Raw genomic sequence first — 17153 nt, 5'->3', positions numbered from 1 at the left:
CGTGGCTCATCACCCGGTGCACCGCAGGAGGGCGGACCGGGGTCGGCGATGAGAGTCAGGACAGATCGGGGTGGAGCGCCCGGATCTATACCTGCTGCACCACTGAACGGAGGGAACTCGGCCTGGGAGGAAGGTCGGCCGCGAGGGTCCGGCACCAGGGCTGCGGCGTCATCGCGGCGACGGCGGGAGTCAGCTCCGTGAGGGGGACCAGTGGCGGGCCGGACAGATCGCAGCCCTGCTCCGGGTGGCCGGAGGCGCATGCCTCGGCGGCGTGGGAGTGTCCGCTGTCGCTCCGCCCGTCAGGTGTCTCGTCGCGGTCGTGCCGGGCGCCGTCGGCTTCCGCGGGCGCCAGGTGGGGCACTGCGACGGCGCCGCCGGTGACGTGCGCGGAGGCGCTGTCGGCGCCGGCGGCGTGGGTGTAGAGGAAGGCGAACAGCAGGGCGGCAAGCCACAACAGCCGCAGCGGGCCCGCCGGGCGGCGGGTCCGCGTCGTGCTGAATGCAGCCCGGGCCGAGACCATGCCGGGACCCTATCCGGTGGCTGGAACCCGCCGTCCAGCAGCCCCCGTTGTCTCACACGAATGGCGATCTCGGCGTGGTCAGGAAACCGGGCGCAGGCCGTCGAGGGTGACGGCGACCAGGCGTCGGACGGCGGCCTTGGAGGTCAGGGCGGCCGCCGCCGTCAGGGCGTGGAGGCAGTACTGGGCGAGCTCGGCGGGCGGGATGTCGCCGCGCAGGTCACCGGCCTGGGCGGCCTCGGCGAGCAGGTGCTGGAGCATGCCTTCGAGGTGCCGCTGGGCGTGGGTGAGGTGCTCGCCCTGGTGGAGGAGGGCGGCGAGTTCGCCGCCGTGCCGCTGCTGGGCGATGCCCGCGTACGCCTCGAGTACCGCCGCCAGCCGTTCGGCCGCCGTGCCGGGCCGGTCGCGGATGCTCGCCAGCTGGTGAAGGTGGCCGGCGACCTGGCGCTCGTGCCAGGCGAGCAGGACTGCTTCGACGTCGGAGAAGTACTTGTAGAGCGTGGCGCGTCCGATGCCGGCCTGCGCGGCGATCTGCGACATGGTCACCGATCGCAGCCCGCCCTCCGCCACCAGCCTGGTGGTGGTGTCCAGGATCGCCTCACGGACGGCGTGGCGGTGCGCGTCGATCGTCTCGTTCCACAGCTTCGGCACCCACCCAGGATACGGGCGTCCACAGGGGATACACTCCGTCGTAGATAGAGACACGTTGTCTCGCAAAAAGCTGGGGTGCGGCACTCCCGTGTCCCGTACCCGCATCCGTGGAGGCGTTGTGACCGGCTCACCGATCCGTCCCGACGGCGAGGGCGCGGGGGCTCCGCGCTGGGTGAAGGTGTCCGCGGCGATCGCGGTCGTCCTGATCGCGGTCTTCGCGATCGTGCACCTGGCCGGTGGCGGCATGGCGGGGCACACGCCGTGACACCGTTCCCGCCGCGGCTGCGCAAGCTGACGCTCACCCTCCACGTCACCGCATCGGTCGGCTGGCTCGGCGCGGTCGCCGCCTTCCTCGCCCTCGCGATCGCCGGGCTGACCAGCACCTCGTCCGCGACCGTGCGGGGCGCGTACCTGGCCATGGACCTTGTGGGCTGGTTCGTGATCGTGCCGTTCGGGGTCGCCGCACTGCTGACCGGGGTGGTGCAGTCGCTGGGCAGCGTGTGGGGGCTGCTGCGCCACTACTGGGTGATCGCGAAACTGCTGATCACCGTGGTCGCGACCCTTCTGCTGCTGGTGCACATGCAGCCGGTCGGGCACCTCGCCGACGCGGCGGCCCGGGCCGCACTGGACGGCGGGGAGCTGGAAGGCATGCGTATCCAACTGATCGCCGATGCTGCCACCGCCCTCGTGGTGCTGCTCACTGCCACCGCGCTCTCGGTGTTCAAGCCCCGCGGCGTGACCGCCTTCGGACGGCGCAAGCAGCGCGAGCCCGGCCCGCTGCCGCGGCAGGCCGCGTACTGACCGACGGCCTGTGACGAGCGGTTGTCGGCCCAGGGCCTTGAGCAGGTCGGTGCACGCCTGCTCGCGCGGCGGCTACGAGCGGGGGCCCGAGCGCTTCGGCACGCGGGTGGACACGTCCTGGGCCAGCGCCAGCGCGCTCAGGGCGAACATCAGCACTCCCAGAGGGACATGGAGCGACGGCATGTGCGCGATGCCCAACACCACCTGCACCGAAGCGAGTACGAGGAATCCGGAGGCGTAAAGGATGGGGCGGGGTGATCCGCCGCCCGGTCGCCACGCCAGGATCGCGGCGAGCACGTACAGCATCGACGCCCCGTACATCACGCGCGATCCGGCGTCGTGCAGCAGTGCGCCATGGGACGAGGACAGCAGCATTCCGGCGGTGACCGCCTGGAAGAAGAGGGACAAGGTTTGCAGGGCTATCGCGACCTGAAGGAATGTCAGTCTGCCCTGTACTGCCGTGGTCTGTGCGGCCATGACGTGGCCCCCTCTTCTGCCTCGCGGCGGTGGATCGGTACTGTCTCGATGGTTCGACGACGTGGGTCCGCGAAATGTGAGGCGAAGCGCCGACCTCACGGTCCGCTGCGGTGTTCGATGAAGCGTCGAAGCGGAAGCGGGCGAGAGGAGCCAGGGAGTGGTCGCGACCATGGGCACCCCGTCCGATCCGGGGCACGGCCGGTCCGACCCGGGCCTGAGCGTGATCGTCGGCGAGCGGCGCCGGCTGATCAATGTCGCCTACCGGCTGCTCGGTTCGCTGGCCGAGGCCGAGGACGCCGTCCAGGAGACCTACGCCCGCTGGTACGCGCTGTCGCGGCAACAGCAGGAGGCCATCGAGTCGCCCGGCGCCTGGCTGACGACGGTGGCCGGCCGCATCTGCCTGGACGTGCTCGGCTCGGCGCGGGCCCGGCGCGAGCGCTACGTCGGCGCGTGGATACCCGAGCCGCTGCCCGACCGTACGGAGTGGTTCAGCGGGCGGGCGGGCGGCGGCGAGGCGGAGCCGGCCGACCCCGCCGACCAGATCACCCTGGACGAGTCGGTGAACATGGCCTTCCTCGTCGTACTGGAGTCGATGACGCCGGGCGAACGCGTGGCCTTCGTCCTGCACGACGTCTTCCGGTACCCCTTCGCCGAGATCGCCGAGATCGTCGACCGGACGCCGGCGGCCTGCCGGCAGCTGGCGTCCTCGGCCCGTCGACGTGTTCGTGCCGCGCAGGCTCCTACGGTTCCGACGACCGGGCAGGCCGGTCTGGTGCGGCATTTCAAGGAGGCTTGGGAGGCCAAGGACATCAAGGCCCTCGTCGACCTCCTCGACCCCGACGCCACGATGATCGCCGACGGCGGCGGCCTGGTCGGCACCGTCCTCCGCCCGGTCGAGGGCGGCGAGCGCATCGCCCAGTACCTGATCCACATCGCCGGCAAAGCCCCTGGGCCGACTCTCCTGGAGCGGACGGTCAACGGCCGGCCCGGCCTGGTCGCCCAGCACGCCGGCGTCACCGTGACCGTGGCGGCGTTCAGCCTCACCGGCGGCCGTATCGGTCGCATCTGGGCGGTCCGCAACCCGGAGAAACTCCGTCCGTGGACCGAGACGGACGGAGCCGGCCCGCCGCCGAGACCCTGATCAGGCGGTACGGCAGGTCACGGCAGGTCACGGCAGGCTTCGGCGCGGTCGTCGAACTCGCCTGCCTCGCTGGGTGGAACACCACCGCCCGGGCCACGATCGCGTACGTCGGGTCAGCGGACCGGGCGGCGACGGGCGGAGCGGCGCATGCGCATGGTGATGTAGATGAGGTCCGCCACGAGCACCACGATGCCGATGATCAGCAGGAAGAGCAGTCCGTCGGCGGTGGCACCGATGATGCCCAGCACGATCGCGATGATGATCAGGGCCAGGAAGAGCGACATGAGGGCTGCCCCCTCGTTCGGTTTCGGGGCTCAGCGGCGGGCCAGCTGCCGTTCGCCGTTCGCCCCGGGTTCGTAGGGGAGTTCGTAGTGCCGGAAGACCGCTTCCTCGTCCCCGGCGGGAAGTACGTCGTCGGTGCCGATCGAAGGGCACTGCTTCACCCGTGCCTTGTCATGAGCGACCCTCACATAGCCCGGACCCACCGTCGCACCGTCCAGGGGGACGAACACCAGACGGTGGCGGGTGGGCAGGCCGACCCGGATCGTGGCCATGGCCGGCTCGTCGGTGGTGGTGTCGACGTAGATCGACTCCAGCTCACCGATCCTGTGGCCCCGGGAGTCCACGACGTCGTGGGTTCGCCACTCACGGATGTCCGCCATCTGGATCATGCCGACTCCTCGCGGTCAGTCGCTGGTTCGGGAGGCGTGGCGACGAGGATCTCGGCGGCCTGGGTGACGTTGTCGGCGCGGACGGCGCGGGCCATGGCGTCACGTGCGGCGTCGGGTGTCGTGTCCGGCGGGACCACCATGAGGGCGAAGTGGTCGTTGTCGCCACGGGTGATGAGGACGGTGTCGTCGCCGACGGGGAACGAGTCGAGGCGCACCACGTGGTCGTCGACGACCACACGGGTCGGGACCTCCTCCCAGGCGGCGGTGTCCAGGCCGACCCTCGCGAGGGGACCGAGATGCACGGTGAGCGCCCGGATCAGGTCGGGCAACTCCGTCGCGACGCGCCTGGAGCGGGGCCACCACGCGCCGTCGAGAACGCCTTCGCGGGAGTGCGTCGTCTGCAGCCGGAGCAGGGCCGTACCGGGCTTCACCGCTCGGTGGATCTCGTCCGGAAGGAGCTTCGGAGGGGTGGGCGTGTCAGATTCGGCCATGGTGGTCCGCCTGCCTGCGCGGGGCCGCCGACACCTCATGGCCGGCGAGATACCGCCGTGGTCTCACGGTACTCCGCAGGCCTGCGATCACGCCCGCGATGATCGGCCGGACGGTGTTCCCGTCGGAAATTGCCTGGTCGGAAGCCGCTCGCGCCACGCGCCCGACGTCATGTCGTCGCCCGGTGCTGGTGCCCCACCTCGCGCGCGAGGTCCAGTCCGAGGACGCGGTCGAGAAAGGCGAACGTCTCGAACTTGGCACCGGCCGGTACGTCGGCGCGCGTCGCCACGGTGACCAGCGTGTCCAGGACGGCGGGGACGCCGAGATCATCGGCCAGCACGGCATGGGCGTGCCGCAGCACATCGGCAGGGATCGGCCTGGACGGCTCCTGCGCCCAGTCGGCCACCAAATGCCGCCACTGCCCCAGCGTCCGCCGGGCCTCTTCGAGCGCCGTACCGGTGACCGTGACCGGCGCGCGGTGAGCCTGGCCGAGCACAAGCATCCGCACAGCCAGTGGATCGGTCCCCTCCGGGGCGAAGGCGTCCAGGAGCCCCGGGGCCAGCAGGTGGGCGCTGTCCGGGACGCCGCTCTCCCCGGATGCCGGGCCGACCTGGCCCACGTCGACACGGACCCCGCCGACCGTGTCCTGTGCGGCGGTCCCGTACCCGTAGACATGCACGTCGGCAGCGGCACAGAGCCTTCCGTTCGGACGGTGGGCACCGACGGTGGCGGGCGGGTGGATGCCGAGAGCGGACATGGCGCGTTCAAGCGCCGTGGCCTGCTCGTGCGGCAGGTCCGGCGTGGTGAGGAACGTGCGGGACTGCAGGCCGTGCAGCTCCGCTGTGCGCGCCAGTACGTCACCGACCAGGAGCGCACGCAGGTCCCTCATGCCGATCCCGGCGTCACTCACCGGCAGGTGGACGCAGATGCTCAGCAGATGGCGGCTTACGGAAGGAATCTCCACGAGCCGGCCGGTACGGGTGTCGACGATACGCAGCATGATGCGGAGGCTAGTCGTGGAAGCCTCCGGCATCGGGGAGGGCCGACCGGTCAGCCGTCGCATGGCCTCCCTCTCAGCGTTTCAAGCGCCTGTTTTCGAAGCCCCGGTGTGCCTGGACTCCGCGGATGACCTTGGAATGGGAACAGGTAATCGTTCACTCCGTGGATGTGAGTTCTGTGTCCTTGGCCAACGGCGTCAGTGAGGCGTAGATCCTGAGCCGAGTCGGCTTCGGCGCAGGGAGAGAAGGATCAGCAGCGCGAAGGCGGCGAACGCGGCGCCCGTGCGCGCGTAGTTGAACGCCTCCCAGCGGGCCAGGATCTCCGCGTGATCGGCGGGTGCCGACGTAGCCGCCCACTGCTTGATGCGGCCGTTGATGGGGACATTGCCGAGACGGGTGATCAGGAAGGACGCGACAGCGAGGAGCCCGGCCCCGCCGGCCAGCCACCGCGAGGCGCCACGCGTCATGGCGGCGAGCGCGAGGGCGCTGAGCGCCGACATGCCCATGGCGCCTTGCATCGTGATGCCGTTCATCTGCATCAACTGGGCGTGGAAGGACAGCCTCATGTCGAGCGGTACGGCGTTGAACGTGGGGACGAGGTTGGCCGCTCCGTAACCGAAGGCGCCGGCGAGGGCGCCGGTGGACAGCAGGGCGAGGCCCTGGACGAGCCGGATGCGCATGCCGTTCACCGCCCCGCCTCCGCTTCGGCGGCGGGGACGGACCGCGTGAGTTGCTCAGCGCGTCGGAGCAGGCCGTCGGGGGTGAACTCGGCGAACATGTGCACTCGCGTGGAAACCGGTCCGCCCTTGCGCATCCGGGCGTGGATCGTGAAGCGAGTCGCCACCCGGCCGCCGTCTGCGAACGCCTCGTGCACGTCGAAGCGGAACTCTCGGAGGTTCTTGCGCACCGGGCGGAGGTGAGCGAGGAGGCGGTCCCAGTCGAGAGGTACGCCGTCGGCGACCTGGACGACGTCACGGGTGTAGTACCTGGACATCAGGTCGGAGGCGTCTTCCGAGCCATGGACCACGGCGTCGGTGAAGGTCGTGAAGAAGTCGGCGATGAACTGCTCGGGAGGTTTCGCGTGGAGAGGGTTCACCATGCTCCTGCCATACGTGGGCGGCGTTCCGTATCGATCTCTTACACGCCTGTAAGATATGGCCAGGAGTCTATATCTGACAAGGGTGTAAGAGTTGACTGCCTTCGAACCCCCGGACACGTCGTCGCCGGCGCGGCCTCGCCGACGCGCCGACGCCGAGCGCAGCAGGGTCGCGGTGCTGGACGCCGCGGTCCGCCTGCTGGCCGAGCGGCCCGACGCCGGAATGGCCGCCATCGCCGCCGCGGCCGGCGTGACCCGCCAGACCGTGTACGCACACTTCGGCAACCGTGACGCGCTGCTCGACGCCGTCGCCGACCGGATCACGGACCAGGCCATGGCCGCGATGGACGAGGCGGAAGAGAACGGCGGTCCCGCCCTGGACGCGCTGCTGCAGCTCCAGGACATCGGCTGGAGGCTGTTCGAACGCAACCCCGTGCTCCTCCAGCTCGGCAGCACGCGCGCCGGCGCCGCCGCCGACCAGGCACGGCATGAGCCCGTCGCAGCCCGGCTCACCCGGCTGATCGAGAAGGGCCAGGCGTCAGGCGAGTTCGACCCCGCACCACCAGCCACCTGGCTGGTGGCCGCGGTCACCGCTCTCGGCCACGCGGCGGGCGACGAAGTCGCGGCGCACCGCATGTCAGTGGAAGAGGCGGCAACATGGCTACGGACCGCCACACTCGCCGTCCTGGGCGGCAGGCTCCCGAACCCGTCGCCGTAGGCCGCACCCGGCCGCCCCCCACCTGCCCCCCACCTGCCCCGCCCCGCGCACGGGCCCCAGGCGTGGCACGCTGGCGGAGTGAACGACGGCATCGAGGACGTACTCGCCTCCAGGGACGCCCCCATCGCCGAACTCGGGCGCCGGACCTGTGCGCTCATCCTGCGGGTGTTCCCGGACGCCGTCGTCACGGTCGACGGCAACGACATCGGTTTCGGCACCGGAACGGGATACCAGGGCCTGGTCTTCACCGTGTCCCCGGCCAGGGCGCACATCACGCTCGGCGTGGCGGGCGGAGCGAGCCTGCCCGACCCGGCGGGGCTCCTGGAGGGCCGGGGCAAAGTGCACCGGCACATCAAAGTGCGCACGCCGCAGGACCTGGCACAGCCCGAGCTGCTCCAGCTCATGAAGGCGGCCGTCTCCGCGCGGGGCTGACCCGAACGTGTCAGCCGCGTTTCCGGCGCAGGTGGCGGGAGGCGGCCAGACAGGAGGACAGCCACGCCGACTCGGTGCGATCGATGATCAGGTCGTCGACGGTGATCACCCCGTCCATCACGCCTGGCGTCCCGCCGCCGACGCGTATCGAGTGGTCGCCGACGCGGTACATCTGCCAGTCGGCGTCGCTGTGCCAGAGCCGGGCGGTCTTCTCGCCCCTGCGCTGGGCGAAGACGAGCTCCTCCCCGTGCTCGTTGAGGAAGTAGCCGACGTAGTCCTCGCCGGTGATCGTTCCGCCGCACAGACGGGCCAGCAGCTGTTCGATCGCGGGACGCTCTTCTGCGGTCATGCCGTGGGATCCTCCGTCTCGTCGGGGTCCTGCCGTGCCGACGAGAGGGCCAGCATCCGGCCCGCCGACTCCAGCAGGGTTTCGTACGTGATCACTTCGATGCGCGCCGCGTGTGTGTTGTAGGTGCGCAGGGTCTCCGCGATCTCCTGAGGTGTGACGTCCCCGGTCACGTACCTCGGGTGGCCGATCACGACCGTTGCGGAGGCTCTTCGGGTGTCGACGCCGTGGCGCGCGAGGACGGCCTCGCGGTTCTCGTCCATCGTGCGGAGGTAGTTCTGCGCCTGCGACACCGCGTGGTGCGCCGGGGCGCCCAACATGAGGTGGCCGCTTCGCCGTACGACCAGGTCCTTGATGGCGGCGCGCTTGAGTTCCACCACGTGAAGGGACCCGTCACCGCGCAGCAGCGGGATGTCGAGAATCGTGTCCGGGGTGTACTGCCGACGAGCGAGCTCCGCCACGTACGCACCGCCGAAGATCCACTCCTGGTTCTTCAACCGCGCGTGCAGAGCACTCTCGGAGCTGCCCGGGTCGTCCACGACGGTACGCAGGGCTTCGAGGCCTGCCCGCCGGGCCTTCAGCTCCAGCAACTGGGCCAACAGCCCCGCGTCGGCATCCGCCAGGAAGTCGCCCACCATCTCCGCGGCCTCGGCGGAGGCCGGTCGCGGCAGGTTCCTCAGCACCAGCTCCATGTGCCCGTACTGCTGGAGCCGCCTCCTCTCCCGGGTGGGCAACCGGATCCCGCCCTCGCCGGTGCCGAGGCCCAAGTGATCCGCGGACAGGGCTATCCCGCGAAAGAGGTCCCGCGCGTCGGCGGCCGTCGCGTCGGGATGATCACGACACAGGACGTCCAGGACGGCCACCGCGCGGTCGGCGCCGATGGCGACCATGCCGCGCATGCCTTCCTCGCTGCGCCGCCGCGCCTCCTCGTCGTAGTAGTTCTCGAGGATTTCGAGGAACAGCTCGCCACCGGCGTAGGCGGCGAAACGCTGGAAGCGCTGGGCGAGCGCGAAGTCCTGTACGAGAAGCGCCTCTTGAGCGACATCCTCCAAAGCGTTCACCAACGGCCTGCCCTTGCCGTACGTCGTCCCGCCGAAGGCCGGCCCCATGATGGCCAGCACCGCGTCGATTCGCTCCTGCACGCTCGGGTGCTCGGTGAGCTTTCGCGCTTCCCCGACCATCTGCCAGAGCGTGAAGCCGGATCGGAATGTCGTCATACGGGCGACTCTAGGAGCGGCCACTGACAACGACGTCTGGTTCGGACCGGTTCATACCGTTCAGCCGGCCGGGGGCGGGTACTGGGGGCAGAGGCCGGGGTTCGGATACCCGAACCCCGGATCCGGGTGGGAGCACCCTCGATCGGCGGGCCGTCGCCTCCGAGGATGGCGTCATGACCTTGTTGATGACGGAACCCACCGCTCGGGCGGAGGAACTGCACCGCGAGTACGGTCGGGGCGCCGCGGCCGTACATGCGCTGCGCGGGGTGAACCTGGCCTTCGGGGCAGGGACGTTCACCGCGGTGATGGGGCCCTCGGGCTCAGGCAAGACCACGCTTCTGCACTGTCTCGCCGGGATGGACCGACCCACTCGCGGCGCGGTCTGGTGGGGCGGTACGGACGTGTCGCGACTGCCCGAGCGGCGGCTCGCGCAACTGCGCCGGAGCCAGGTCGGGTTCGTGTTCCAGGCGTTCAACCTGATGCCGGCGATGACGGTCGCCGAGAACGTGGAGCTGCCCGGCCGCCTCGCCGGTCGGCGGGTCGGCCGGGCCGAGGTGCTCGACGCGCTCGCCCGGGTCGGCCTGGCCGGCCGCGAGCGGCACCGGCCCGGGCAGCTGTCCGGCGGCCAGCAGCAGCGGGTGGCGATCGCCCGGGCCCTGGTCTCCCGGCCGTCGGTACTGTTCGCGGACGAACCCACCGGCGCCCTGGACCGCGCCACCGGTCACGAGATCCTGACGCTGCTGCGCGCAGGGGTGGACCGGGAGGGGCAGACCTGTGTGATGGTCACCCACGATCCGGCGGCCGCGGTGTTCGCCGACCGTGTGGTGCTGCTGGCCGACGGCCGGGTGGTCGACGACCTCGACCGGCCCACACCGCGGACGATCGCCGACAGGCTCGGCCGGCTGGGCGGGTGAGCCGGTCGTGACGAGTCTCGCACTAGGGCAGATGCGACAGCGTCCCGCCACGTTCCTCGGCCTGGCTGCCGCGCTCTTCCTGGCCGTCGCCACGGTGACGCTGTTCGGCTCGCTTCTGGCCGCCGAACTCGCCGCCCCCGCCCAGGCACGCACCGCGCCGACAGGCCCCGGCCTGACGGTGATCGCGGCCGCGTTCGGCGAGATCGCCGTGCTGGTGGCCTTCTTCGTCGTGGTCAACGCACTGGGCTTCGCCGTCCGGCAGCAGTACCGGGAACTGGCACTGCTGCGGACCATCGCCGCCACGCCCCGGCAGGTCCGGAGGCTGGTGCGCCGTCAGGTCATGGCCGTCGTCCTGCTGGTGGCCGTACCGGGGTCGGTGGCGGGCGCTTTCGCCGCCCGTCGTTTCCTCACCGAACTGACCCGACGCGGCATGGCCTCGCCCGAGGTGCACGTGCCGGCGACGCCCGTACCGATGCTGGTGGCCACGGCGGCGGCCCTGGTCGTGGGGACGACCGCGACGGCGGTCGCCGCTCGCCGGATCTCGCGGATCGCGCCGTCTGCCGCCATGACGGCGAGCTCGACCGAGAACGGCCGCACCGGCCCCCTGCGCCTGCTCATCGGCGCTACCGCACTCGTGGGCGGCGGCCTGCTCTGCCGCCTCGCCGCCACCCAGCCGCCCGACGCGGGGGACAAGGCGGGCCAGGCGGCTCTGCTGGCCTCACTGGTCCTGCTGGTCGCCGTCGCCCTGCTCGGCCCCCTCCTGGCCGGCGGTGTGGTCGCCGTCCTGGGCGCACCCGTACGCGCCGTGGCCAGGCGCTCGGGTTGGCTGGCCGACGCCAACCTGCGCGGGTACGCGCACCGGCTCTCGGCCGCCGTGGTGCCGGTGGCCATGCTGGTCGGTCTTTCGGGCACCATGTCGATCATGACAAGCACGGTCGAGAACGCGTCCGCCTCACTGGCCCAGGCGGGACTGACCACGGTGACCTCAGCCACCGACACCTGGTTGCGCCAGGCCGAACTCGCCATGCTGGTCTGCTTCGCCGCCGTCTCGACCATCAACACCCTGGTCGCGCTCACCGCCGACCGGCGCCGCGAGTTCGCGCTGCTCGCCCTGGTCGGCGCGGAGCGCCGCCGGCTACTGCACATGCTCGGCATCGAGGCCGCGCTGACCACCCTGGTGGGCGTGGTGCTCGGCGGCCTCGTGGCCGCCGCCGCGTCCTCGTCGTTCAGCGTGGCGATGACCGGCTCAGCGGTACCGTCCGTCCCGGCGGCCACCTGCTTCTGGATCGTCGCCGGCGCGGCCGCACTCACCATGCCGGGCATCCTCGGCACCGGCGCCCGGGCGACCACCGGGCCCGCGACGGAACGGGTGGGAGAGCAGCGTGGCTGAGCAGGGCAGCGTGGCCGGCCGGGCCGGCGGGCCCGGCCGGCTGCCCGGCGCGACCGCCGGACTGCCCGGCGGACCGCGGTGGTTCACCGTCCGTCGGGGCGACCTCGCCTTCGCCGCCGCCGGTCTGCCCCTGGCCCTGCTCGGCGGCGCCTACGCGCTCGCGGTCCTGTACGCCGGCGGGCTGCTCTCCCTCACTGTGCTGGGGCTGCCGTTCGTGGTCGCGGCCCTGCGGGGCGCACGCGGTCTCGGCAGGCTCCACCGGTGGTTCGTCCGCGGATTGCTCGCGGAGGACATCGAAGCGCCCGAGCCGCTCCCTCCTGTGGACGGCCTGATCGCCCGAGGGCGAGCCGTGCTGACCGATCCGGTGGCCTGGCGCACCCTGCTCTACCTGCTGCTGCGCCTCCCCCTCGGCGTACTCGGATTCGCCACGGCCCTCGGGCTGCCCCTCGCCAGCGGCTGGCTGATCGGCTTCCCCCTCTGGGCCCGACTGCTCGAACCGGGCGACCGCCCCTTCGGGTGGCTCGATCCCGCGGCCGTCCTGCTCGGCCTTGCCCTGCTCGCCACCACGCCCACCGCGATCCGCGCGCTGAGCTCGCTGAACCGGGGCCTGGCCCGGCTCCTCCTGGGCCCCGCCGGCACGCAGCGACGGCTGCACCAACTCGAAACCGCTCGCAGCACACTGGTCGCCGAGAACACGGACAACCTCCGTCGGCTCGAACGCGACCTGCACGACGGCACCCAGGCCCAGCTCGTCGCCATCGCCATCACACTGTCCCTGGCCGACGACACCCTCGCGGAGGACGCCTCCGCGGAGGACGCCTTCGCAGAAGGCATCCTCCCGGACCTCGCTCGGCTGCGCACCCTCCTCGACCGGGCCCGCAGCCAGACCGACGACGCCATCGCCGAACTGCGCCGGCTCACCCGGGGCATCCACCCGGTCGCCCTCGACGGCGGTCTCGACGAGGCGCTGCCGACCCTCACCGCAGCCGCTCCCGTCCCCGTCTCGCTCAGCCTGGACCTGCGGGAACGCCCCGAACCGGCCATCGAACGGGCCGTCTACTTCTGCGCCGCCGAACTGCTCACCAACATCGCCAAGCACAGCGCGGCAAGCACGGCCGCAGTCGACGTCACCTCGACGGCGGGCCGCGTACGACTCACCGTGCGCGACGACGGACAGGGCGGCGCCGCCTTCGGCGCGGGCAGCGGTCTGTCCGGCCTGAACGAACGACTGGCGGCCGTGGACGGCACCTTGCGGATCACCAGTCCGACCGGCGGACCGACCATCATGACCGCCGAACTTCCCGTACGACTCTGAGCGGTACGAGCCGAGCGGTACGGCTCCGAGCGGTACGGCTGCGAGCGGTACGGCTGCGAGCGGTACGGCTGCGATTGCGGCTCAGCAGCCGGCACCCGCTTCGGACAGGTAGGCGAGCACCGCCTTGACGCGGCGGTTGTCGGCGCTCGACGCCGGCAGGTCGAACTTGGTGAAGACCGCCGCCACGTACTTCTCCACGGCACGCTCGGACACCATCAACCGCGCGGCGATCGAACGGTTGGAATGCCCCTGCGCCATCAACTCCACCACCTCGCGCTCCCGCGGCGTCAGAGCATCGACCGGGCTCGGCCGCCCGCTCCGCATGAGCCGCGCCACCACCTCGGGATCGAGCGCCGTACCGCCCTCGGCAACCCGGTGCAGCGCCTCCACGAACTCCGACGTCCGGGCCACCCGCTCCTTCAGCAGGTACCCGACCCCGGCCGCGCCGGCCGCCAACAGCCGCTCGACCCAGGCCGTCTCGACATGCTGCGAGAACACCAGGATGCCCACCTCGGGGCGGCTCCGCCGGATCTCGACCGCGGCCCGGATGCCCTCGTCCGTGTGCGTGGGCGGCATCCGGACGTCCACCACAGCCACATCGGGCCGCTCCGCCTCGACCGCGGCCAGGAGCTCGTCGGCCGTCCCCGCGGTCGCCACGACCTCACACCCCCTGGCGCCCAGCAACTCCACCATCCCCTCCCGAAGAATGACGGAGTCCTCGGCCAACACCACACGCAGCCGCCTGTCGATCATGCCGCTCATTATCGGCCGCGTCCGGGACGCCCGGTCGCCTGACCCCGTCCGAGTGCCAGAACAGGGGCGTCAAACGGGGCCGCTAGCTCCTGGGCGCGCCCGCCGGGGCCAGATGGTGGCCGATCGCGGAGAGGATCCGGTCCAGCTCGGCCGGGTCGGGCCTCGGGTACGACTCCCCGGCGGCGAGGAGGTTGTGGACGGCCCCGGTGATGAGGAAGCCGTACGCGGGGGCGTCGACATCGGCGGCGATCCGGCCGAGCCGCTGCTCCGCGAGCAGGTAGTCCGTCACCGTCGACTCGAAGGAGCGCAACAAACCCGACTGGTGGGCCTTGGCCGCGACCGCGGCTTTCAGCGCGGCGTCGTCGATCGCTTGGGTGACCGTCAGCGACGGGGCGTGGGTCTCGAGCAGGATGCGCGCGTACCGGGTGAGGTTCTCGCCGACGGTCCTGCTGCCCGCATCCGCGGCCCAGGCGTCGAACGCCGCGCGCAGGCGGCCGAGTTCGAGGTACACCAGCTCCGCGATCAGCTCCTCGCGGTTGGCGAAGATCTTGTACGGCAGGCCGACCGCGCATCCCGCCTCGGTGGCGAGCGCCCGCATGGTCAGCGCCTGCGGCCCTTCACGCTCGACGAGCCGCTGGGCGTGCTCGATCAGCGAGGCGCGGAGTTCCCGCGTCTCCTCAGGGGTGCGGCGAGAGACCACGGCTAGCCCCCTCGATCGACGGTCTCGGCTTCTCGACTCCCGGGCGGTCGGAAGCCACGAACAGTATCCCGCCCGGGGAGGACGGCACCGACCGTGCCGCTTCGCGCGAGCGCCGCCCCCTCGCGAAAACCCAGCACCGTGAACACGCGTTCATGCATACTGTGAACACGCATTCACGATCTTCCGGCTAGGACCGGCTAGGAGCTCTCCCATGTCCGCTCACGCCCTCCCCGACCGTCGCACCAACGCGGCCACCGAAAAATGGGTCTTCGCGTCCTGCGCGGCGCAGGTCGTGATCACCACGGTGCACCACGTCCGCGGAGCCCTGGTCTTCGATACGCCCGGGCGCTACCACTCCATCCTCATCGCCCTGATCCTGCTCGCCGTGCCGGCCACCGCGTACGCCCTCGGCAGGGCCACGACCGGCACCCGTCAGGACGTCGCCTGGTGGACGTTCTGGGCCACCACGCTGGTGGGCTTCGCGGTGGTCTTCGGTGCCGTCGAGGGTGTCACCACGCACGTGATCACCCCGGTCCTGCGCCGGGGCTACCCGTCGGACGAGCCGTTCGACCTCGTCTTCGAGGCCACCGGCATCCTCCACATCCTGCCCGCGGTCATCACGGCCACCCTCCTCATCCGCCTGGCCCGCTCCCGCCGTTCTCCGCGCCCCGATCGCGGGGTCAGTTCACCGCCTTCTTGATGAGGGCGGCGATCAGCTCCTCGTCGGCGGCGGTCAGTTCCGTCAGGGCGTAGGCGGTCGGCCACATCGTGCCGTCGTCGAGGCGGGCCACGTCGTTGAAGCCGAGCGTGGCGTACCGCGCCTTGAACTTCTCCGCGCTCTGGAAGAAGACGAGGACCTTGCCGTCCTTGGCGTACGCGGGCATCCCGTACCAGAGCTTCGGCGAGAGGGTCGGGGCGGCGGCCTTGACGATGGCGTGGATGCGCTCGCCGAGGGCACGGTCCGCGTCCGACATCTCGGCGATCTTCGCGAGCACCTCGCCCTCCGCGTCCCCCTTGGCAGCGCGCGAGCCGCGGCGCGCGGACGCCTTCAGCTCCTTGGCGCGCTCCTTCATCGCGCCCCGCTCCTCGTCCGTGAAACCGTCGTACGACTTCTCGGCCGAGCTGCTGCTCTTGGCGGACGTCTGCGTGTCCTTCATTGCAGGGTTCCTCTCGTGCCAGGCTTCATCGGGGCCATTTCATGCTAGGCACGCACGCCGACGGCCGCTTCTCCGAAACTGATCGGATCGGGAGGCGCGGAGAGAGCAGGGACCAGTGAACGCCGAGCACGACCGGTGAACGCCGAGCACACGTCCTCGCCCCGCCGTCCCGCCCCACGGATTGCCGCCTCGTCGGCGGCCTCGCACGTCTGGTACGCCTCCTACGGCTCCAACATGCATGCCGCGCGGCTGAACTACTACCTCGCCGGCGGGCGCCCGCCAGGAGCTGCGCGGACCTGTCCCGGCTGCCGGGACACATCCGCCCCCGTGCAGTCCCTGCCCGTCGTCCTCCCCGGCACGGTGTACTTCGCCACGGAGTCGAGCGTGTGGACGGGTGGACGCGGCTTCTACGATCCGGCGGCACCGGGCGAGGCCTTCGCCCGTGCCCACCTGATCACCGTCGGCCAGTTCTCCGACATCGCCGCACAGGAGATGTACGAGGAGCCCGGTCGGGACCTGGACCTGTCCGAGGTTCTCGCGCACGGCCGCGCCGAGATCGGACCGGGACGGTACGAGACCCTGGTGTGCGCCGGCAGCCTCGACGGCATTCCCGTCCTCACCTTCACCGCCCCGTGGCGCATGTCCGACGTACCGCTGCGCGAGCCGTCCGCTCCCTATGTCCAGCACGTGGCGGCGGGGTTGAGCGAGTCCGGCGCGTGGGGGCCCGCGGAGATCGCCGCCTACTTGGCGACCTGCCCGGGAGCGGCGGGCCACTGGACGGCCGAGACCGTGCTGGCGCTCATCGAGCCGGACTGACACCCGCCGGTTGCGGCGGCCATGAACGGCCGTCGCCCAGCACCTTGTAGAAGAAGCTGCAGTCCTGAAGGGCGCCCGAGGGGTCGGTGGCGTAGGACGGGACCGTGCCGAAGCGGGTCCAGCCGGTCGTGGCGTAGAGACGGTCGGCCGTACTGTCCTTCTCCGTGTCGAGCAACAGGAGTGTGACGCCCGCCTCTTGGGCTGCCTCTTCGGCCGTCGACAGCAGGCGGCGCGCCAGGCCGCGGCCGCGGGCCGTGCGGTGGACCATCAGTTTGACGATCTCGGCGCGGTGGCGGCCGTTGGGCTTCGGTTCGAGGGCCAGGCTCACCGTGCCGACGATGCCGTCGGGGGTCTCGGCGGCCCAGACCCGCAGCGTGCCGGCGTCGACCGCCGGCTGTCGGGTGTGCCACCAGGCGGCCGCCGCCTCGTGGTCGAAGGGCTGGACGAAGCCCAGCGACGCGCCGTCCGCGACGGCGTCGGTCAGGACGTCGGCCAGGCCCTTGACCGCGGTGCCGAACGCCTCGGGGGAGAGGTGGGTGATGGTGGGCATCTCG

The 17153-nt window shown here is 71.4% G+C and carries 25 protein-coding genes; 10 read left to right on the top strand and 15 right to left on the bottom strand.

Annotated elements, in window-relative coordinates:
• Positions 1–85: 85 nt before the first annotated feature.
• Together ACFV9D_RS19175 and ACFV9D_RS19170 are read right to left on the bottom strand one after the other, a co-directional pair.
• The gene (locus tag ACFV9D_RS19175) at positions 86–520 is read right to left on the bottom strand and encodes a hypothetical protein (protein ID WP_385147103.1); all 435 of its coding nucleotides are present in this window, start codon (positions 518–520) and stop codon (positions 86–88) included.
• 78 nt (positions 521–598) lie between these two features.
• On the bottom strand, positions 599–1168 hold the full coding sequence (locus ACFV9D_RS19170; protein WP_385147100.1) for a TetR/AcrR family transcriptional regulator: 570 nt from the start codon (positions 1166–1168) through the stop codon (positions 599–601).
• A gap of 118 nt (positions 1169–1286) precedes the next feature.
• Between ACFV9D_RS19170 and ACFV9D_RS19165 the strand changes: the two genes are divergently transcribed.
• Positions 1287–1433, top strand: coding sequence for a hypothetical protein (locus ACFV9D_RS19165; RefSeq protein ID WP_385147098.1), 147 nt, complete (start codon positions 1287–1289; stop codon positions 1431–1433).
• Entirely contained in the window at positions 1430–1969 is a 540-nt protein-coding gene (locus tag ACFV9D_RS19160) for a hypothetical protein (protein WP_385147095.1), read from the top strand. The genes ACFV9D_RS19165 and ACFV9D_RS19160 overlap by 4 nt, the downstream gene beginning before the upstream one ends.
• Before the next feature lie 72 nt (positions 1970–2041).
• On the opposite strand, the gene ACFV9D_RS19155 is transcribed toward ACFV9D_RS19160, so the two are convergent.
• Entirely contained in the window at positions 2042–2446 is a 405-nt protein-coding gene (locus tag ACFV9D_RS19155) for a hypothetical protein (protein WP_385147092.1), read from the bottom strand.
• A 169-nt stretch (positions 2447–2615) separates the two neighbouring features.
• Here ACFV9D_RS19155 and sigJ point away from each other — a divergent pair, with 169 nt between their 5' ends.
• Positions 2616–3587, top strand: coding sequence for an RNA polymerase sigma factor SigJ (sigJ, locus tag ACFV9D_RS19150; protein ID WP_385147296.1), 972 nt, complete (start codon positions 2616–2618; stop codon positions 3585–3587).
• Positions 3588–3700: 113 nt separating this feature from the next.
• Here the strand turns inward: sigJ and ACFV9D_RS19145 are convergent, their stop codons facing one another.
• The 6 genes from ACFV9D_RS19145 to ACFV9D_RS19120 form a co-directional block, all read right to left on the bottom strand.
• The gene (locus tag ACFV9D_RS19145) at positions 3701–3871 is read right to left on the bottom strand and encodes a hypothetical protein (RefSeq protein WP_385147089.1); all 171 of its coding nucleotides are present in this window, start codon (positions 3869–3871) and stop codon (positions 3701–3703) included.
• Between the two features lie 30 nt (positions 3872–3901).
• Positions 3902–4258 (bottom strand): PRC-barrel domain-containing protein, encoded by a 357-nt coding sequence (locus ACFV9D_RS19140; protein ID WP_385147086.1) that lies wholly within the window; start codon positions 4256–4258, stop codon positions 3902–3904.
• Entirely contained in the window at positions 4255–4749 is a 495-nt protein-coding gene (locus ACFV9D_RS19135; protein WP_385147083.1) for a DUF5994 family protein, read from the bottom strand. Before ACFV9D_RS19135 ends, ACFV9D_RS19140 begins: the two co-directional genes overlap by 4 nt.
• A 167-nt stretch (positions 4750–4916) precedes the next feature.
• Positions 4917–5747: a hypothetical protein gene (locus tag ACFV9D_RS19130; protein WP_385147081.1), complete on the bottom strand. Its 831-nt coding sequence runs from the start codon at positions 5745–5747 to the stop codon at positions 4917–4919.
• Positions 5748–5942: 195 nt separating this feature from the next.
• Positions 5943–6425 carry an anthrone oxygenase family protein gene (locus tag ACFV9D_RS19125; RefSeq protein WP_385147293.1) on the bottom strand — a complete coding sequence of 161 codons (483 nt, stop codon included), beginning with the start codon at positions 6423–6425 and terminating at the stop codon, positions 5943–5945.
• A gap of 5 nt (positions 6426–6430) precedes the next feature.
• Entirely contained in the window at positions 6431–6844 is a 414-nt protein-coding gene (locus ACFV9D_RS19120; RefSeq protein WP_385147078.1) for a nuclear transport factor 2 family protein, read from the bottom strand.
• A gap of 91 nt (positions 6845–6935) precedes the next feature.
• Here ACFV9D_RS19120 and ACFV9D_RS19115 point away from each other — a divergent pair, with 91 nt between their 5' ends.
• Together ACFV9D_RS19115 and ACFV9D_RS19110 are read left to right on the top strand one after the other, a co-directional pair.
• Positions 6936–7559, top strand: a complete 624-nt coding sequence (locus tag ACFV9D_RS19115) for a TetR/AcrR family transcriptional regulator (RefSeq protein WP_385147075.1) — start codon at positions 6936–6938, stop codon at positions 7557–7559.
• A gap of 78 nt (positions 7560–7637) precedes the next feature.
• Positions 7638–7991 carry a DUF1801 domain-containing protein gene (locus ACFV9D_RS19110; protein ID WP_385147072.1) on the top strand — a complete coding sequence of 118 codons (354 nt, stop codon included), beginning with the start codon at positions 7638–7640 and terminating at the stop codon, positions 7989–7991.
• A 10-nt stretch (positions 7992–8001) separates the two neighbouring features.
• Here the strand turns inward: ACFV9D_RS19110 and ACFV9D_RS19105 are convergent, their stop codons facing one another.
• Together ACFV9D_RS19105 and ACFV9D_RS19100 are read right to left on the bottom strand one after the other, a co-directional pair.
• On the bottom strand, positions 8002–8340 hold the full coding sequence (locus ACFV9D_RS19105; RefSeq protein ID WP_385147069.1) for a hypothetical protein: 339 nt from the start codon (positions 8338–8340) through the stop codon (positions 8002–8004).
• Entirely contained in the window at positions 8337–9554 is a 1218-nt protein-coding gene (locus ACFV9D_RS19100; RefSeq protein ID WP_385147067.1) for a Shedu anti-phage system protein SduA domain-containing protein, read from the bottom strand. The genes ACFV9D_RS19105 and ACFV9D_RS19100 overlap by 4 nt, the downstream gene beginning before the upstream one ends.
• Positions 9555–9727: 173 nt before the next feature.
• Between ACFV9D_RS19100 and ACFV9D_RS19095 the strand changes: the two genes are divergently transcribed.
• From ACFV9D_RS19095 to ACFV9D_RS19085, 3 genes are read left to right on the top strand one after another with little or no spacing between them, the layout of a single operon-like run.
• On the top strand, positions 9728–10468 hold the full coding sequence (locus tag ACFV9D_RS19095; protein WP_385147064.1) for an ABC transporter ATP-binding protein: 741 nt from the start codon (positions 9728–9730) through the stop codon (positions 10466–10468).
• Positions 10469–10499: 31 nt separating this feature from the next.
• Positions 10500–11858: an FtsX-like permease family protein gene (locus ACFV9D_RS19090; protein WP_385147062.1), complete on the top strand. Its 1359-nt coding sequence runs from the start codon at positions 10500–10502 to the stop codon at positions 11856–11858.
• Entirely contained in the window at positions 11851–13173 is a 1323-nt protein-coding gene (locus tag ACFV9D_RS19085; protein ID WP_385147059.1) for a sensor histidine kinase, read from the top strand. The genes ACFV9D_RS19090 and ACFV9D_RS19085 overlap by 8 nt, the downstream gene beginning before the upstream one ends.
• Positions 13174–13254: 81 nt before the next feature.
• Here ACFV9D_RS19085 and ACFV9D_RS19080 read toward each other — a convergent pair whose 3' ends face one another.
• The gene (locus ACFV9D_RS19080) at positions 13255–13926 is read right to left on the bottom strand and encodes a response regulator (protein ID WP_385147056.1); all 672 of its coding nucleotides are present in this window, start codon (positions 13924–13926) and stop codon (positions 13255–13257) included.
• Between the two features lie 82 nt (positions 13927–14008).
• Positions 14009–14626 carry a TetR/AcrR family transcriptional regulator gene (locus ACFV9D_RS19075; protein ID WP_385147053.1) on the bottom strand — a complete coding sequence of 206 codons (618 nt, stop codon included), beginning with the start codon at positions 14624–14626 and terminating at the stop codon, positions 14009–14011.
• Between the two features lie 211 nt (positions 14627–14837).
• Between ACFV9D_RS19075 and ACFV9D_RS19070 the strand changes: the two genes are divergently transcribed.
• A complete protein-coding gene (locus ACFV9D_RS19070; RefSeq protein ID WP_385147050.1) occupies positions 14838–15326 on the top strand; it encodes a hypothetical protein in 489 nt (162 codons plus the stop codon).
• Here ACFV9D_RS19070 and ACFV9D_RS19065 read toward each other — a convergent pair.
• Positions 15307–15783 (bottom strand): iron chaperone, encoded by a 477-nt coding sequence (locus tag ACFV9D_RS19065; RefSeq protein WP_385147047.1) that lies wholly within the window; start codon positions 15781–15783, stop codon positions 15307–15309. The two genes, ACFV9D_RS19070 and ACFV9D_RS19065, sit on opposite strands and share 20 nt — an antisense overlap.
• Positions 15784–15918: 135 nt before the next feature.
• On the opposite strand from ACFV9D_RS19065, the gene ACFV9D_RS19060 reads away from it, so the two are divergent.
• Positions 15919–16599: a histone deacetylase gene (locus ACFV9D_RS19060; RefSeq protein ID WP_385147044.1), complete on the top strand. Its 681-nt coding sequence runs from the start codon at positions 15919–15921 to the stop codon at positions 16597–16599.
• Here the strand turns inward: ACFV9D_RS19060 and ACFV9D_RS19055 are convergent.
• Complete coding sequence (locus tag ACFV9D_RS19055) at positions 16583–17149, bottom strand: GNAT family N-acetyltransferase (protein WP_385147041.1); 567 nt, start codon at positions 17147–17149, stop codon at positions 16583–16585. The genes ACFV9D_RS19060 and ACFV9D_RS19055 overlap by 17 nt on opposite strands.
• Positions 17150–17153: the final 4 nt, after the last annotated feature.

This window comes from Streptomyces sp. NPDC059875 (assembly GCF_042731085.1).
In the GTDB taxonomy this organism is placed as follows: domain Bacteria; phylum Actinomycetota; class Actinomycetes; order Streptomycetales; family Streptomycetaceae; genus Streptomyces.
Note: the sequence above shows the minus strand (reverse complement) of the source record. Positions and strands in the feature narration are given on the sequence as shown.

Coding starts and splice junctions, on each gene's coding strand:
- ACFV9D_RS19125 (WP_385147293.1), bottom strand. CDS start 6,425: ATGCGCATCCGGCTCGTCCAGGGCCTCGCCCTGCTGTCCACCGGCGCC.
- sigJ (WP_385147296.1), top strand. CDS start 2,616: ATGGGCACCCCGTCCGATCCGGGGCACGGCCGGTCCGACCCGGGCCTG.
- ACFV9D_RS19120 (WP_385147078.1), bottom strand. CDS start 6,844: ATGGTGAACCCTCTCCACGCGAAACCTCCCGAGCAGTTCATCGCCGAC.
- ACFV9D_RS19090 (WP_385147062.1), top strand. CDS start 10,500: ATGCGACAGCGTCCCGCCACGTTCCTCGGCCTGGCTGCCGCGCTCTTC.
- ACFV9D_RS19130 (WP_385147081.1), bottom strand. CDS start 5,747: ATGCTGCGTATCGTCGACACCCGTACCGGCCGGCTCGTGGAGATTCCT.
- ACFV9D_RS19155 (WP_385147092.1), bottom strand. CDS start 2,446: ATGGCCGCACAGACCACGGCAGTACAGGGCAGACTGACATTCCTTCAG.
- ACFV9D_RS19105 (WP_385147069.1), bottom strand. CDS start 8,340: ATGACCGCAGAAGAGCGTCCCGCGATCGAACAGCTGCTGGCCCGTCTG.
- ACFV9D_RS19080 (WP_385147056.1), bottom strand. CDS start 13,926: ATGATCGACAGGCGGCTGCGTGTGGTGTTGGCCGAGGACTCCGTCATT.
- ACFV9D_RS19135 (WP_385147083.1), bottom strand. CDS start 4,749: ATGGCCGAATCTGACACGCCCACCCCTCCGAAGCTCCTTCCGGACGAG.
- ACFV9D_RS19095 (WP_385147064.1), top strand. CDS start 9,728: ATGACCTTGTTGATGACGGAACCCACCGCTCGGGCGGAGGAACTGCAC.
- ACFV9D_RS19100 (WP_385147067.1), bottom strand. CDS start 9,554: ATGACGACATTCCGATCCGGCTTCACGCTCTGGCAGATGGTCGGGGAA.
- ACFV9D_RS19145 (WP_385147089.1), bottom strand. CDS start 3,871: ATGTCGCTCTTCCTGGCCCTGATCATCATCGCGATCGTGCTGGGCATC.
- ACFV9D_RS19070 (WP_385147050.1), top strand. CDS start 14,838: ATGTCCGCTCACGCCCTCCCCGACCGTCGCACCAACGCGGCCACCGAA.
- ACFV9D_RS19175 (WP_385147103.1), bottom strand. CDS start 520: ATGGTCTCGGCCCGGGCTGCATTCAGCACGACGCGGACCCGCCGCCCG.
- ACFV9D_RS19055 (WP_385147041.1), bottom strand. CDS start 17,149: ATGCCCACCATCACCCACCTCTCCCCCGAGGCGTTCGGCACCGCGGTC.
- ACFV9D_RS19065 (WP_385147047.1), bottom strand. CDS start 15,783: ATGAAGGACACGCAGACGTCCGCCAAGAGCAGCAGCTCGGCCGAGAAG.
- ACFV9D_RS19140 (WP_385147086.1), bottom strand. CDS start 4,258: ATGATCCAGATGGCGGACATCCGTGAGTGGCGAACCCACGACGTCGTG.